The 13946-nt window shown below is 38.0% G+C and carries 17 protein-coding genes and 2 tRNA genes; 8 read left to right on the top strand and 11 right to left on the bottom strand.

Annotation, left to right across the window (positions count from 1 at the left end):
* Positions 1-2: 2 nt before the first annotated feature.
* The 4 genes from HDE70_RS17725 to HDE70_RS17710 form a co-directional block, all read right to left on the bottom strand.
* Positions 3-1067, bottom strand: a complete 1065-nt coding sequence (locus tag HDE70_RS17725; RefSeq protein ID WP_183891427.1) for an efflux RND transporter periplasmic adaptor subunit — start codon at positions 1065-1067, stop codon at positions 3-5.
* Positions 1064-2386 carry a TolC family protein gene (locus tag HDE70_RS17720; protein ID WP_183870035.1) on the bottom strand — a complete coding sequence of 441 codons (1323 nt, stop codon included), beginning with the start codon at positions 2384-2386 and terminating at the stop codon, positions 1064-1066. The genes HDE70_RS17725 and HDE70_RS17720 overlap by 4 nt, the downstream gene beginning before the upstream one ends.
* Positions 2387-2416: 30 nt before the next feature.
* A complete protein-coding gene (locus HDE70_RS17715) occupies positions 2417-3028 on the bottom strand; it encodes a TetR/AcrR family transcriptional regulator (RefSeq protein ID WP_183870036.1) in 612 nt (203 codons plus the stop codon).
* A 214-nt stretch (positions 3029-3242) separates the two neighbouring features.
* Positions 3243-3851, bottom strand: coding sequence for a TetR/AcrR family transcriptional regulator (locus tag HDE70_RS17710; protein WP_183870037.1), 609 nt, complete (start codon positions 3849-3851; stop codon positions 3243-3245).
* Positions 3852-4001: 150 nt separating this feature from the next.
* Here HDE70_RS17710 and murB point away from each other — a divergent pair, with 150 nt between their 5' ends.
* From murB to HDE70_RS17690, 4 genes are all read left to right on the top strand, one after another.
* Complete coding sequence (gene murB / locus HDE70_RS17705) at positions 4002-5018, top strand: UDP-N-acetylmuramate dehydrogenase (RefSeq protein ID WP_183891426.1); 1017 nt, start codon at positions 4002-4004, stop codon at positions 5016-5018.
* 192 nt (positions 5019-5210) lie between these two features.
* Positions 5211-5741 carry an RNA polymerase sigma factor gene (locus tag HDE70_RS17700; RefSeq protein ID WP_068405876.1) on the top strand — a complete coding sequence of 177 codons (531 nt, stop codon included), beginning with the start codon at positions 5211-5213 and terminating at the stop codon, positions 5739-5741.
* Positions 5742-5893: 152 nt separating this feature from the next.
* Positions 5894-6571, top strand: coding sequence for a lycopene cyclase domain-containing protein (locus tag HDE70_RS17695; protein ID WP_183891425.1), 678 nt, complete (start codon positions 5894-5896; stop codon positions 6569-6571).
* Entirely contained in the window at positions 6571-6807 is a 237-nt protein-coding gene (locus HDE70_RS17690) for a cytochrome b5 domain-containing protein (protein WP_183891424.1), read from the top strand. Before HDE70_RS17695 ends, HDE70_RS17690 begins: the two co-directional genes overlap by 1 nt.
* A gap of 74 nt (positions 6808-6881) precedes the next feature.
* Here HDE70_RS17690 and HDE70_RS17685 read toward each other — a convergent pair whose 3' ends face one another.
* The gene (locus HDE70_RS17685; protein WP_183891423.1) at positions 6882-7805 is read right to left on the bottom strand and encodes a PfkB family carbohydrate kinase; all 924 of its coding nucleotides are present in this window, start codon (positions 7803-7805) and stop codon (positions 6882-6884) included.
* A 145-nt stretch (positions 7806-7950) separates the two neighbouring features.
* Here HDE70_RS17685 and HDE70_RS17680 point away from each other — a divergent pair.
* The 4 genes from HDE70_RS17680 (at position 7951) to HDE70_RS17665 (ending at position 10256) form a co-directional block, all read left to right on the top strand.
* Positions 7951-8024: transfer RNA gene (locus HDE70_RS17680), tRNA-Asn, on the top strand.
* A 120-nt stretch (positions 8025-8144) separates the two neighbouring features.
* A tRNA-Asn gene (locus HDE70_RS17675) sits at positions 8145-8218 on the top strand.
* A gap of 1059 nt (positions 8219-9277) precedes the next feature.
* On the top strand, positions 9278-9868 hold the full coding sequence (locus tag HDE70_RS17670) for a cupin domain-containing protein (RefSeq protein ID WP_183891422.1): 591 nt from the start codon (positions 9278-9280) through the stop codon (positions 9866-9868).
* 13 nt (positions 9869-9881) lie between these two features.
* Positions 9882-10256: a hypothetical protein gene (locus tag HDE70_RS17665; protein ID WP_183870305.1), complete on the top strand. Its 375-nt coding sequence runs from the start codon at positions 9882-9884 to the stop codon at positions 10254-10256.
* Here the strand turns inward: HDE70_RS17665 and HDE70_RS17660 are convergent.
* The 6 genes from HDE70_RS17660 to HDE70_RS17635 all read right to left on the bottom strand — a co-directional run bounded on the left by HDE70_RS17660 (position 10253) and on the right by HDE70_RS17635 (position 13913).
* Entirely contained in the window at positions 10253-11326 is a 1074-nt protein-coding gene (locus tag HDE70_RS17660) for an NAD(P)H-dependent flavin oxidoreductase (RefSeq protein WP_260161180.1), read from the bottom strand. The genes HDE70_RS17665 and HDE70_RS17660 overlap by 4 nt on opposite strands.
* Entirely contained in the window at positions 11327-11707 is a 381-nt protein-coding gene (locus tag HDE70_RS17655; RefSeq protein WP_183870306.1) for a nuclear transport factor 2 family protein, read from the bottom strand.
* A gap of 11 nt (positions 11708-11718) precedes the next feature.
* Positions 11719-12465 (bottom strand): SDR family NAD(P)-dependent oxidoreductase, encoded by a 747-nt coding sequence (locus HDE70_RS17650; protein WP_183870307.1) that lies wholly within the window; start codon positions 12463-12465, stop codon positions 11719-11721.
* Between the two features lie 4 nt (positions 12466-12469).
* Positions 12470-12694, bottom strand: a complete 225-nt coding sequence (locus HDE70_RS17645) for a tautomerase family protein (protein WP_183870308.1) — start codon at positions 12692-12694, stop codon at positions 12470-12472.
* Positions 12695-12703: 9 nt separating this feature from the next.
* Positions 12704-13240, bottom strand: coding sequence for a YceI family protein (locus tag HDE70_RS17640; RefSeq protein ID WP_183870309.1), 537 nt, complete (start codon positions 13238-13240; stop codon positions 12704-12706).
* A 94-nt stretch (positions 13241-13334) separates the two neighbouring features.
* Entirely contained in the window at positions 13335-13913 is a 579-nt protein-coding gene (locus HDE70_RS17635; protein WP_183891421.1) for a Crp/Fnr family transcriptional regulator, read from the bottom strand.
* Positions 13914-13946 lie beyond the last annotated feature (33 nt).

Here is a 13946-nt window from a genome sequence, read left to right as displayed (position 1 = left end):
TATTATTTAATAATTGCAACCGGACTGCCGTCAACCAAGTTGATCTGTCCGCTGATGATTACTGTTTCACCTTCTTTCAGCCCATCAAGAACTTCTACCTGATCACCGATAATTCTGCCTGCAACTACTTTACGTTGTTTTGCTGTATTTCCTTCGCCAAGCACGAAAACCTCGTTACTGCTTACACTACCCACAAATGAACCGCGGGGAATAGTAATCGTTGCTGCCTGAGCTGGAAACTTGAAAATGGCAGTTCCATACATCCCTGCTTTGATCGTGTTTTTGTGGTTGTTGTCTACCTCAATTTCAATCGGAAAGTTTAGTGTTTCATCCGCTTTAGCAGCAATGAAAGTAATTTTACCAGAGAAATTATCAGAAGGGAATACGTTTGATTTAATCTGCACAGCTTCACCTACTTTCAGGTTAGCAACCTGTCCTTCGTTTACATTCACTTTCAGCTTTAGCTTTGAAACGTCAACCAGTTCAAATAACTGTGTACCTTGTGCGGTAACGAAAGCACCAGTCTCAATGTATTTTTTATTTACTATACCATCAATCGGAGATTTGATATTCGCATCACTTACTCTTCTGGCAGAACTTTGCAGTCTTAGTTTTGCATTTCTTGTAGCTAGTTTTGCCTGATCAAGTTGTTGTTGCGTTACACCACCAGTTTTGAAAGAGCTTACATACCTGGCTTCATCTCTGATTGCATTATCTAATGCAGCTTGTGCAGTTTCTTTATCTGTATTGATAATCTCAGCATCAATATGCGCTAAAACCTGTCCTTTATGTACGCGGTCACCTTCTTCTACATATATTTTGGTAATACGGCCTGCATTTTCTGACAGAAAGTTCAATTCCTTTTTAGGTATAAAATTACCATTTGCACTAAAATCCAAATCAACGGCTACTTTTTTCACTGGAGCCACGCGTACACTGATAGCACCACTTCCCTGAGCTACCAAAGCCGTTTGCGCGTCATTTTTCTTCTTATTGTTTTTAAGTACCAAAGCAATAGCTCCGATAACAACTATAATTAGAATGACTGTTATAATTCCTCTTTTCATTTTAATAGTGATTTTATATTTCCGTTTGATTTGATTAGTTGTATTTCGGCAATTTTGTAGTTCAGTAATGCCTGGGTATAGCTGTTTTGCGCAGACGTTAACGCATTTTCAGTATCCAGAAGATCTGTTAAAGCAGCAAGTCCGTTGTTATAGTTATTTTGTGTACTATTATAAATTTCCTGGGCCAGTAATACGTTCTGACGTTGTGCTTTAATCGTATTGATATTGTTTTTCAGTTGAATCTTAGCATTTTCATAAGCAAGGTTCAATGTGTTTTTAGTATCTCTGATGTCCTCGTCGTTTTTTCTGATATTCACATCTGCCTGGCGTATTTTCGAACGTGTAGCAAAACCACTGAATATTGGTATTTTTAAAGCTAGCCCTATTGCTGAAGCATCATAGTAAAAAGCGCTTCCATGTCTGCTGAATAAGTCGAATTTATCACTCTGACCGGTTTTTGAGAGGTTAGCTGTCAAGGAAAGTTGCGGATAATATTCAGCAACATAAGCTTTACGCTGAAGACCCAATAAATCTTTCTGAACATTCAGTAACCTGATTTCTGTTCTGTTTTCAAGGTTAACACTGTCGGCCATTACCGGCAGCGTCTCTACTTTACTGAATTCATCAGGTGGTAAAGTAATCGTAGCCGAAACAGGCATACCCATTGAGTATTTCAATTGATTTTCCAATTGTACAACTGCATTAATGGTTTGCTCACGTTGTGTCTCCAGGTTAGTTAAATTAACTTTGATCCGGTCCACATCAATTTTCTTGGCTAAGCCGTTTTGATATTGATTGGCAATGATTTTCTCTACAACTTTAACATTCTTGATGTTAGTGTCTATTACATTCAATTGTTGTCTGCTCACTAAAACCTGGTAATAATTATTGGCTACTAATTCAATAATTTGTTCTTCAGTTAGATTTGCATTCAGGTCGTAATACTTTTCACTGGTCTTTGAAGCTTGCAGGCCGGTGAAAACCTGTTGATTGAATAACTGCTGACTTAATTGTATGCCAGCATTGGAATTCCACTTTCTTCCTAAGGTAAATGCCTGATCACCAAAAACAAGCTGTCCGATGATCGGGTTGTAAGTTAATCCGGCATTAGCTGAGATTTGTGGCAGTGCCTGTGCCCTTACTTCCTGTGTTTTGTATTTACCACCATCGATATCCAGTTTTGCTTTACGCACATTTGTATTGTTTTCGATGGCAAAATTAAGTGCATCTTTCAGCGTAAGCTGTTCTTGCGCATTCACCAGGTTGGCGAACAGCAGGCAGAGCATTAAGATGGGAATTGATTTTACTCTTTTAGTCATGATCGTGGTTTTCGTGTAATGGGGCTGATTTTAGTTTTTTAATCCTTTGATGAATATTTTAGAGAGACTTATTTGTTTTTCTTTCATTATTTTTAGTTCTTTTTTTCCTGGAAAAAGTTCTTTATTCCCATGCATGACACATAAAGAAGTCAAACCCGATTGGCAGGATAAGTAGAGTTCGGCCAGTTTAGAGATATCTTCTTGTGGAGCGATCTCTTTATTCTCTATAGCCATCTCAAATATTTTTTCGTGAAACTGAACATTTTTCTCCAGCATTTTTTCTAAATATGATTTTAATTCTACTGAATTCAAGGAAGAATCAGGATTTCCATTAGATAAATGCAGCATATAATAGCGCAGAAAAAAGCGGTGTTTGATTTCTACGATGTTCAATAGTGTGGTTTCAATATTAGTTGATTGCTTTAAATCGGCATATAAAACATCGAAATAATCCCTGAAAATCCGCTCTACTACACCAAGAATTAAACTTGTTTTGTCTGGGAAGTAATAATATAATGAAGGCTTAGAGACAGATAGATCCTCTGCTATTTCATTCATTGTAGTTTTATTGATGCCAAAATGTATAAAACGCTTTATTGCACCCTCTATAATTAGCTCCCTTTTTTTATCCGTTTCTGCCATTTTACTTTTTTACCTTCTGACTTTATTATATGTAAAGTCAAAAGTATGCCAAGCGTTTCTAATAAAGAAACTTTAGTATAAAAACAAGTATCCTTAATGAATAAATGACATTATTATGACTTTAATAAGTTATCTTAAACCGTTTTTATTGGTCTTCAGTCTCTTATAAGTTGTTCTGATGAATAAATGGTAGTTCTATGACTTAAATGTATTCTTAATCTGCGGGCTTTAAACCTGCCAGAAAGATCTCAGCAAATCTTTTTTCTTTCAGAAAAATGAGTTTAAACTGTTCTTTACCTGGAAAAATGTTTCGTGCACGATTAAGAATATTGAAATGGATACCCGATACGGCTTCCACAAATATTTCGGTAGTGAAAGGGATGTCCCTGATGGAGAATTCTCCTGATGTATCACCTTTAGTTAGTAAACCAGTAATAATTTTAAGTTCGAATGCTCTGGCACGCTGAAATTTTTCATACAGTGCTTCCGGAAGCTCAGGGCCAATCATTTGAGTGTATTCAAGCAGGTTGTAATACTTTTGTGTAAAAGCTTGTCTTTTCTGCAAGAGCATCAGGATACCTTCTGTAGCGGTAGAGGTCTTCTCTACAGATTTAATCAGGTCCCTGCTGATGGTATGCATCATATGTTCGATTACACTAACGTACAAGCTCAATTTATCCGGAAAATAATAATAGAGTAACGCCTTTGAAAAAGCAATGTCTTTTGCGATTTCAGTCATTGTAGTTTTTGCGAGTCCGTAATGTGCGAACCTCTTTAATGCAGCGTCTATAATTAAAAGTCTTTTTCTATCTTGATTTTCCATTGTGAATGAGCAATGCTTTTTTTCTGTGAGCGTGCTTGAATTAGGGTTAGAATCGGATGTAAATTATGCAAATTTATTAAATATTATATTTAACATATTTATTACACAGCCTAACAATTACATTTGCGGTAAATAATTCTAATAATTCTTATGCTTGTAATACAAGAAAATATATCCCTTAAACCTTACAATACTTTTGGTATCGATGTCAAAGCACGTTTTTTTACTGAAATCTTTACTGAAAATGAGCTGGTAGATTTAAGGGATCATCCGGTGTTCAAGACCAACAAATTGCTGGTACTTGGAGGTGGGAGCAATGTGCTTTTTACAGAAGACTATACCGGTCTGGTGTTGAAGGTTAGTATCCCTGATATTACTACTGAAGTTGCAGATAGCCAGGTTTTTGTTAGTGCAGGAGCAGGAGTGGTATGGAATGATCTGGTGAACTATTGCGTAGAAAATGGTTTTGCAGGAATGGAAAATTTAAGCCTGATCCCGGGAACTGTAGGTGCATCACCAATCCAGAATATTGGTGCTTATGGTGTAGAACTTAAAGATGTGTTTGAGTCTTGTGAAGCATTCGAACTAGCTACAGGCGAGATTAAAAATTTTGGTTATGAGGATTGCCATTTCGCTTATAGAGACAGTGCTTTTAAAAATGAATTAAAAGGTCAATATATTATTACGCGTGTCAATTTCAGGCTATTTACCCGTATCAGAATCAATTCTCAGTATGGTGCGATACAATCGTTGCTTGCTGAAAGGAGAATTACGCATCCTACAATCACAGATATTTCAAAAGTTGTGGCAGAGATCAGGGTAAGTAAATTGCCAGATCCGTCAACTATTGGAAATGCAGGTAGTTTCTTTAAGAACCCTATTATTGAGCGTTCAAAATTTGAAGTCTTAAAACGTGAATTTCCTGCAATGATCAGCTACCCGGCCGGCGAGAATAAAGTGAAACTGGCTGCTGGATGGCTGATTGAACAATGCGGTTTTAAAGGAATGACTGAAGGGCATACAGGTACCTGGAAAAATCAGGCACTAGTGCTGGTTAACCATGGAGGTGCAACAGGTCAGGAAGTGTATAGTTTTTCAGAAAAAATTATAGACACTGTATTCTCTAAATTTGATATAAAATTGGAACGGGAAGTGAATATCCTGTAACAATTGTGTGATTTTCACAACTATAAGGGGTTTTTTCATGGTTAAACAATTAAATCTATATGTTTAACCATGAATCTTTTTTTTGGTACATATGTTGTATAAGTGTTAATATACAAGATTAAACAAACTCGATAACGCCACTTTTTAAAAGGTCTTGTTTGCTTGCTTTTTTAACCTTAAAACTTAAACACTATGACAAAAAATGAATTCAACCTTCAGCTTCACAACCACTCGGTTTCCTTGCAGTCATTCGCTTTAAATTTTACTAAAGATATTGAAGATGCAAACGACTTAGTTCAGGATACCATGCTGAAAGCGGTTACGTATTACAGTAAGTTCAAAGAGGGTACAAATTTGAAAGGATGGTTATTTACCATCATGAAAAATACTTTTATTAATAATTACAGGCGTTTGGTTAAAACAAATGCATTAATTACTAAATCTGAGGATATTTCTTCTGCAAATCTTCATTATAGTGCAACTAAAAATACAATAGATAGTAAGTTTATTATTGGTGACATCAATAAGGCTTTAGCAACTTTACAACCTGAATACTATGTGCCTTTCATTAAATATTTTGAAGGCTATAAATACCATGAAATTGCGGATATGCTTGAAATTCCAATTGGTACAGTAAAAACAAGGATCCACGTAGCACGACAGATATTGAAAAAATATCTTAAAACGTATTCTAAAGAAATTCTGGGAACAGAGATTGTTTAAGAGCTTTGTTTTTCATTTAAAAAAGCAGTTGTTTTAAAACAGCTGCTTTTTTTGTGCTTTATTTTTGGGTAATGAAAGCATAGCGCAGGATAAAAGAAAATGGTTTAATGGGATCAAAAGTATATTTTTGGTCTTCAGACTTATCCTGCTAAATGAACTATACTTATTTATTTATTGACCTTGCACTTTTGCTACTGCCGGTTTTACTGTTTTCTATCCGGCAACTGAACTTTACTGACCAGAGTAAATTCATAGTTCTTGCTGTTTTAATTAGTGTTTTCTCTTTCTCCATCCCTACGGAATTTATGACACAATTAAAGGTAATTGTGTTTAACCCGCCTTACCTGAGTGGGATGACTTTGTGGCAATTACCGGTAGAAGAGTTGCTGTTATTGTTTATTTTACCTTTCAGCGGGCTCGCGGTTTACTTGTTTCTTAATCATCGATTTCCCGCTAATAGCCTTGAAAAATATAGTCTCGCTTTTAGTAATATTATGCTGGGTGTATGTATAGCGATGCTCTATTTTGGTCATCAAAAGTTATATACGCTTTTTACATTTTCTATCTTATTTGTGTTTATTCTGTACATTGAATATGTCAATAAAATCAGGTTTATGTATCGTTTTTATCGCGCATTTCTGGTGACCTTAATCCCATTTTATATGGTGTACGGTGTACTGGCCAATCTTCCTGTAATTCAGTATAATAGTACTGAAACATTGAATTTTAATCAATTTAATATTCCTTTTGAAACTCCTTTTTATTTTATGGGAATGCTATTGCTGAGTATTTATCTTTTTGAGTTTTTTAAATTAAGATCACGCCGGTAATGGAACTGCCAGAATTTACTAAACAGCAATTAGCATTGAGAAATGGACAGGACAAACCGCAAATATGGGTGGCTTATCTGGGGTTGATTTATGATGTTGGGGAAAGCCGGCTATGGAAAAACGGTAAACATTATGAGCATTGGGCAGGACAGGATTTGACCAGTGAATTAGCAGATGCACCACACTCAGAAACTGTATTTGAAAAGTTTACTGTGATTGGTAAACTGAAAATTTAGCAAAAAGCATCAGCCTTCAGGCTGATGCTTTTTGTTTGGATTCATGCCCGCTATTTTTCAGGCGGACGGAATAATTAAGCTTCAGTAATTGAAAAAGCGCTTAGGTTTACAAATTCCTGTATACGACCGGCAACTTCTGCTGCTGTCAGGTTGACGATTTTTTCTGTACCGAATTTCTCTACACAGAAAGATGCTAATGCAGAACCGTAAACGATTGCATTTTTCATGGTATCGAAATTGATGGTTCCAACTTTCGCCAGGTAACCAATAAAACCACCAGCAAAAGTATCACCAGCGCCAGTTGGGTCGAAAACTTCTGCAAGAGGGAGAGCAGGGGTAGAGAATACTTTATCTTCATGGAAAAGCAATGCACCGTGTTCACCTTTTTTAATGATCAGGTATTTTGGGCCCATCTCCAGAATTTTCTTCGCTGCTTTAACTAATGAGTATTCGCCTGAAAGCTGACGCGCTTCTTCATCATTGATTGTTAATACATCAATCATTTTAAGCGTATCCAGCAAATCATTCAATGCAATGTCCATCCAGAAGTTCATCGTGTCTAAAACGATTAATTTAGGCCTGTTTTTAAGACGTGTAATGACTGTTTGCTGTACCTGTGGAGAAAGATTGCCTAACATCAGGTATTCACAGTCCTGGTAGCTCTCAGGGATAATCGGGTCAAAATCTCCCAAAACATTCAGCTCAGTAACTAAAGTGTCTCTGCTGTTCATGTCATTGTGGTACTTTCCTGACCAGAAAAATGATTTTTCACCTGCTTTTATCTGCAAACCTTCGGTGTCAATACCGTGTTTTGTAAAGGTATTAATGTCTTCCTGAAGGAAGTCATCACCTACAACTCCGACGATTTTCACTTTATTATAGAAGTAAGAAGCAGCCAAACTAGCGTAAGTTGCCGCTCCACCTACTATTTTATCAGTCTTTCCGAAGGGAGTTTCAATTGCATCGAATGCTACACTCCCTATGATTATCAGGCTCATATGTTTTATTTTAATTTTTTTTGAAAAATATTGTCTACAAATATTGCATAAATAATTTAAAAGCCCTAATATTGCATTCCCAAAACGAACGAAGCTTTATGTTGTTTATTAAAGCAGAGAAAACGTTTTCGGATAACCAGAGTACTCCTTCTTAGCTCAGCTGGTTAGAGCATCTGACTGTTAATCAGAGGGTCGCTGGTTCGAGCCCAGCAGAGGGAGCAGATTAAAAACCTTTCAACATCATGTTGAAAGGTTTTTTCTGTTAAAGTAGAGGGCATTGCCTTTTATATTACGCTTTACCTTTTTAAAAAAGGCGTTATTTTTTTAAAAAACCAGCACTCCTTCTTAGCTCAGCTGGTTAGAGCATCTGACTGTTAATCAGAGGGTCGCTGGTTCGAGCCCAGCAGAGGGAGCAAATTGCAAGAAGCCTTTCAGTGGAAACTGGAAGGCTTTTTTGTTGATGCGGTTTTTCCTTCCCCAGCTATCTTTCCGGACATGCTTATATTATTTTTAGGATCAAGTCATAAACACTTTCTGATTTTATAGTTCAATTTATCATTATTAAACACCCTGATTACTTTGATAAGAGATCGGCCAACGCTTCAGCGGAATTCTTAGGGGGAGGAAAGACCCTGATTTTTCCAGGCTTGCTACTTTTACGAAAGTTCTCTGATGCCTTTTTCGGTTTCCATTGATTGTTTCATTATGCCCGGTACAGAACTTTTGAAACACCCAGTACTCCAAACTGCTGCTTTAAAAATGAAACCGCCCAGGATTCCCTTTGAAAATTTACCCGTTAAACTTCCCATAATAAATAAATGCTTTTCCACCAATGTAAGCTATTCGCGTTAAAGATTATCCTGATGCGTAAAAAATGTCCGCAATTGTCCGCAGTTGTCCGTGGGTTAGTCAAAGGGAAAATTATAATTTCATTAATCTTCATCCGGTTATGACCTAAGTTGTGCCTGAATAGAGATCGGGGTGATACCAGGTTGTAAACAGCCTTTAAGCATACTTACTCTAAGTCATTTCAACTAGTTGTTTTGACTTGGACTTGCCATGCTCTCACGTTACTTTAGCACTGCTCTTACCCTAACGAGTACCCGGGCAGTACTCAGGCAGTACCCGGCCGATATAGCTTTATTATTTAGCTATTTTGAATTTATTTACTAACAGCCCGGACTTGTTTCGAGGCATAAGAGCATCCGTGATAGCAAAGACTTTCTGTTTAGCGTGTCAAAAATTTATGCTTAAAAAAGAGCCTGCACACAAGTTTATGAATTGATCCCGAACATGCTGATATAATATTTATTTTTTTTGTAAGGATCAGGATTAAGTTTCGACTAACAGGGAAAACACTAATAAATTAATGGGGATCGGCTCATGAAATCATTCATCAATCACACCGTAGGTTGTACGAACCTTTAAAGATTTATCCTTGGTATACAATTCATTACCTATCTTTGCATTCAATGGACATCAAATCCTATATTGATGAGGGTAACCTGGAACAATATTGTTTCGAGTTAGACAATGTGAGCCTTGGAAACGAGATCGCAGCGTTGCGTTTAGGGCATCCCGAAATCGGACAGGAACTTAACCGGATCGAACTCAGCATCGAAGAACTGGCCAAAACCCATGCTATTATGCCCAGTCTGCAACTTAAAGGCAGAATAATGGCTGCTTTGGGTATTGCTGAAGAAGTGCTCGATCTGAATCACCTGCCACCGACCAGTAAATACTCAAATTATGAAAGTTGGTTAAAAGCGGTGGAACATCTGATTCCGGCAGCACCTTTTGACGATTTTTTTGCACATGTATTACAGCAAAATGAACAAATGGCCCAAACCCTGGTGATCACTAAATTGAATGTACCAGATGAGGTTCATGACGTGGTAGCCGAAAGCTTTTTTATTCTGGAAGGCACTTGTACCTGTACTGTCGGCCACGAAGTTTTTACGCTGAATGCAGGAGATTATTTAGCTATTCCGCTACATACCAACCATGATATCAGGATCGATTCCCCTTATGTGATTGCTATATTACAACACCAGTTCGTCTGATCAATAAAAAAAGATGGAATACTATTTCACGATTATAAAGAATTACCTGTTTCATCAAGCTGATTTGCATCAGGTAGATCCGTGGTTATTTGGTGCCTTGTATTTGTTGAGTAAGCTCTTATTTCTCCTGTTTCTGGGCTTGGCCATTAAAAATTTAAGAAAAGAAAGATCTATTCTGCTGCCTTTGCTATTTGCTGCTTTAGGCTATAGCTTACCTTATCTCTATTTAATCATTGCCGGAAAAAACATTCCACTATGGATATATCTCGTAATTACCCTGATCTATATATTTAGCGGATGGTCCATCCGTGCAAAGTTGCGGAATGCCCGTCTGGACTCCGCAACAGGTGATGCCCCAATTTCCACGACTAAGGAAATTAACCATTAAGGATAAAGATTTGTTGTTTCTGTGATCAGTGCCTGCATTAAATCAGCTGCCTTCGTGTGTTTTAAAGTCACCGTATGCTGACCTGACCAGAAATTAATCAGATCCGTTTTACCCTGAGCAAGTGCGGCTGCTTTCAACTGGCCGATCAGACGACTTTGCAGTGGAAATGGAAGAACTTCAATCTCTTGTTTAACTTCTTCTGAAATACGGTTACGGATCAGTCTGCCCATTCTGCCGGTTAAGGATTTGGAAAGTGCAGTGTAATTGGATTCCTTAGAAAATAACTTAGCTCTGTGAACCGGAGTCGCATTTGATTCATCTGTAGCAAGAAATGCTGTTCCTAACTGAACGGCATCAGCACCTAAGGTTAATGCAGCAGCAATACCTTTCGCATCAGCAATACCGCCTGCTGCAATAACAGGAGTTTTTATGCTCGCTTTCAATTGTTGAATAAGCGCAAAAGTTCCTGTTAATGAATCCTGTGCCGGGCGCAGAAATGAAGGACGATGTCCTCCGGCCTCAAATCCGGCAGCAACTATAGCGTCAACTTTTGCTTCTTCCAGTGCCAGCGCTTCATCCAGTGTAGTGGCTGCACCTACGGTTTTAATACCCATTCTACGGCATTCATCCAATATCTCTTTTGATGGAATACCAAATATAAAACTAAATACTGCTGGTCTGATCTCAAAAACTGCTTCTGCCTGTTTTAAAAATCTGGAAGGAATATTTGCATCCAGATCGGGAAGCGGGATGCTGAGTTCATCAAAATAAGGCTTAAATAACTGCTTTACCTTTTCGATTTTTTCTGTCGGATAATCAATCAGAGAGGCGTCAACATCTGATACCCACAGATTAATATTATAAGGTTTATCTGTTTTGGTTTTTATAATTTGAGCTGCTGCCAGTATTTGCTCTGGTTCAAGTGTGTAAGCACCAAAGCTTCCCAGTCCGCCTGCGTTAGATACAGCGGCTAAAAGTTCCGGAGTAGAGAAGCCGCCGCCCATAGGGCCTGAAAGTATAGGGTAGTTAATGCCAAATAGTTCGCTGATTTGAGTTCGGTGCCACATCATTTATAGATTTACGTGTGTGAGTAATTTATTCATTATGATCCATTCTCCGTTAATCTTATTCAGGGAGAGCAAATCGTAGTAATTAAAATCAAATATCGGTACATGTACTTTGGCAATTGCTATAGAATTAATAATTTCTATCGCTAATATTTCCATTCGGAATGGTTCATTCAGCTCGAAAGGACTTTTACGTTTTTCAACGCCATCCAGGTACTGATCCAGACTTTTAAGATAGGGATCTCCTTTGATCTCCCCGGCAATTATCGCCTGCGGGTGAAAGATATTTCTGAGGATTGTTGTATCTCCATTAAAAATACCTTTAAAATAAGTAGATAATACGGCTGCTACAGCCTCCGCATTATCAGTATAGTGATTAGTCATTTTCTTAATTATTATCCGATGTGATGACCGGAAACATGGCCTCCATCTAAGTTAATGATTTCACCTGTCACAAAATTGCTGCCAGCCAGATAAAGAGCGAGTTCTGCAACATCACTGGTCTCACCGATACGGTTCAGCAGGTGAAGACCGGCAAGACTGTCAGCATTGGTCACGCCTGTTTTAGCTTGAAGCGGGCTCCTGATGATTCCTGGTGCTATCGCGTTTACACGAATGTTATTGGGGCCAAATTCTGTGGCCAGTTGCCTGGTCAGTGCATGGATGCCTCCTTTACTTGAAATAGGTGCTGTGGCTGGAAATCCACCAATAGCATGGTCAACAAGTACAGTCCCAATATTAATAATGGAGCCTTCACCTTGTTTGAGCATTTGTTTTACAGCCGCCTGACTTGTAAAATAAGTGCCTTTCAGGTTAATATTTAAAAAACCGTCAAGATGCGCCTCATCGACCTCCAAAAAAGGTTTGGGTTCAAATATCCCGGCATTGTTTACGAGTACGTCCACAGCCCCGAAACGGGTTACAGCCGTATCAACGAGCAGTTGTCCGGTGCCTGGTTTACTAATGTCACCAATAACCATAGCTACACGTTCCTGATTGTCTAATTCGTTAAATGTAGCTCTTAAATTATCTTCGTTTGCGGAATTAATAATTACGTTATATCCTTTTTGCAGAAATAAACCTGCGATTGCTTTACCAATACCAGTTGATGCACCGGTTACGATTACTGTCTGTGTTTTCATAATGTTATTTAAGCTTGTTTTTAGCTGTTATTCCTTTTTCGCGGAGCAGAGAAACCTGTTCGCCTGCATATCCCCAATCATCCAGTTCAATTTCCTGAATCACTACATGCGTTAGTTGAGGATCTTTGTCCAGTATTTCTGTGATGAGTTTAGTGATTCCTGCAATCAGGGATTGTTTTTGTTCCCGGGTAACGCCTTCGCGGGTAACTTCTATTTTTACGTAGGGCATGACCTGAGGTTAAAGCGTGGCTGATGCAGTTAATTTTACATCCAGATCAAATTCATTATAGATGAGTGTATCACCAAGATTCGTGAAAAAGTTACCTGAACGAAATTTCATGTTATATTTAGTCCGGTCAATAATGATTTTTCCTGAAGCATTGATCTCATCTGCTGTGACAAGCACTGTTGCCGGAAATTCTACTGAATGTGTAATGCCTTTAATAGTCAGGTTTCCTGTGAGCACATAATTCAATGAACTGATGTACTCAGAATTAGTCAATGTAAATAAGGCTTCAGGAAAACTTTCTGTTGCGAAAAAATCTTCAGAGAATAAATGACCGGCAAACTGAGCATTTGTATCCGGGTCAGTGATATCGAGTATTTTTATAGAGGTCGTGTCAATAACAAAGCTTCCGCCACTGAGTTTGTTATCGTCCAGAATAAGTGTACCATCGTTAATGGAGATAGTACCATGGTGTGCGCCAGTTACTTTTTTGCCAGTCCAGCCGATGCTGCTTTGCGTAGTTATAACTTTGAATTTTTTAGTTTCCATTTCTTTATATTATCAATCGCTAATGATTTGATAGTACAAAGGACGGCAGGAAATTTCAGCTGGTTAGGTGATGTACATCACATTCGTATCCGGGTTATTTGTGTGCCTGGTAAAGTCTGCTGAGCGTTTCTCTTGAAACACCAAGATAAGCAGCTATCAGATGTTTGGGAACCAGGTTATAGAGTTGGGGGTATAATGCCAGCAGCTCTTCATAACGGATCCTGGTATCATTATTCATAAATGATAAGAGCCTTTTTTGTGAAGCCAGATAACCTCTGTTAGTTCTCCAACGGAAAAAATGCTCGGCCTGATGCAATTCACTGCATATTTTTTCACGGTCATGATTAGACAGGCAAAGCACTTCTGCATCAGTTATACAATCTACACTGATTGTAGCACTGGTTTGATTGTATAAAGCTCCATAGTCAGAAGTCCACCAGGTAGGCATGGCAAACTGGAGGATATACATTTTGATTTCATCATTAATGAAAAATGCTTTTAAGCAACCGGAAACAACAAAGTACTCATGGTCTACTTTTTCACCAGCACCGATTATTACCTGACCTTTTTTAAAAGACTTCGGTTTAAAATGCGAGAAAAGGTATTCAAATTGTTCTTCGGTCAATGAGGCAGTTTTAGTGATATGTTGTTTTAATATTTCTTTCGCTTCCATGAAAACTATATTCTTATCTTAGGGTCTCCTTAA

The sequence above is a fragment of the Pedobacter cryoconitis genome, assembly GCF_014200595.1.
In the GTDB taxonomy this organism is placed as follows: domain Bacteria; phylum Bacteroidota; class Bacteroidia; order Sphingobacteriales; family Sphingobacteriaceae; genus Pedobacter; species Pedobacter cryoconitis_C.
Note: the sequence above shows the minus strand (reverse complement) of the source record. Positions and strands in the feature narration are given on the sequence as shown.

Coding starts and splice junctions, on each gene's coding strand:
- HDE70_RS17700 (WP_068405876.1), top strand. CDS start 5,211: ATGACAAAAAATGAATTCAACCTTCAGCTTCACAACCACTCGGTTTCC.
- HDE70_RS17695 (WP_183891425.1), top strand. CDS start 5,894: ATGAACTATACTTATTTATTTATTGACCTTGCACTTTTGCTACTGCCG.
- HDE70_RS17710 (WP_183870037.1), bottom strand. CDS start 3,851: ATGGAAAATCAAGATAGAAAAAGACTTTTAATTATAGACGCTGCATTA.
- HDE70_RS17640 (WP_183870309.1), bottom strand. CDS start 13,240: ATGGAAACTAAAAAATTCAAAGTTATAACTACGCAAAGCAGCATCGGC.
- HDE70_RS17660 (WP_260161180.1), bottom strand. CDS start 11,326: ATGATGTGGCACCGAACTCAAATCAGCGAACTATTTGGCATTAACTAC.
- HDE70_RS17650 (WP_183870307.1), bottom strand. CDS start 12,465: ATGAAAACACAGACAGTAATCGTAACCGGTGCATCAACTGGTATTGGT.
- HDE70_RS17655 (WP_183870306.1), bottom strand. CDS start 11,707: ATGACTAATCACTATACTGATAATGCGGAGGCTGTAGCAGCCGTATTA.
- HDE70_RS17670 (WP_183891422.1), top strand. CDS start 9,278: ATGGACATCAAATCCTATATTGATGAGGGTAACCTGGAACAATATTGT.
- HDE70_RS17645 (WP_183870308.1), bottom strand. CDS start 12,694: ATGCCCTACGTAAAAATAGAAGTTACCCGCGAAGGCGTTACCCGGGAA.
- HDE70_RS17690 (WP_183891424.1), top strand. CDS start 6,571: ATGGAACTGCCAGAATTTACTAAACAGCAATTAGCATTGAGAAATGGA.
- HDE70_RS17635 (WP_183891421.1), bottom strand. CDS start 13,913: ATGGAAGCGAAAGAAATATTAAAACAACATATCACTAAAACTGCCTCA.
- HDE70_RS17715 (WP_183870036.1), bottom strand. CDS start 3,028: ATGGCAGAAACGGATAAAAAAAGGGAGCTAATTATAGAGGGTGCAATA.
- HDE70_RS17720 (WP_183870035.1), bottom strand. CDS start 2,386: ATGACTAAAAGAGTAAAATCAATTCCCATCTTAATGCTCTGCCTGCTG.
- murB (WP_183891426.1), top strand. CDS start 4,002: ATGCTTGTAATACAAGAAAATATATCCCTTAAACCTTACAATACTTTT.
- HDE70_RS17725 (WP_183891427.1), bottom strand. CDS start 1,067: ATGAAAAGAGGAATTATAACAGTCATTCTAATTATAGTTGTTATCGGA.
- HDE70_RS17665 (WP_183870305.1), top strand. CDS start 9,882: ATGGAATACTATTTCACGATTATAAAGAATTACCTGTTTCATCAAGCT.
- HDE70_RS17685 (WP_183891423.1), bottom strand. CDS start 7,805: ATGAGCCTGATAATCATAGGGAGTGTAGCATTCGATGCAATTGAAACT.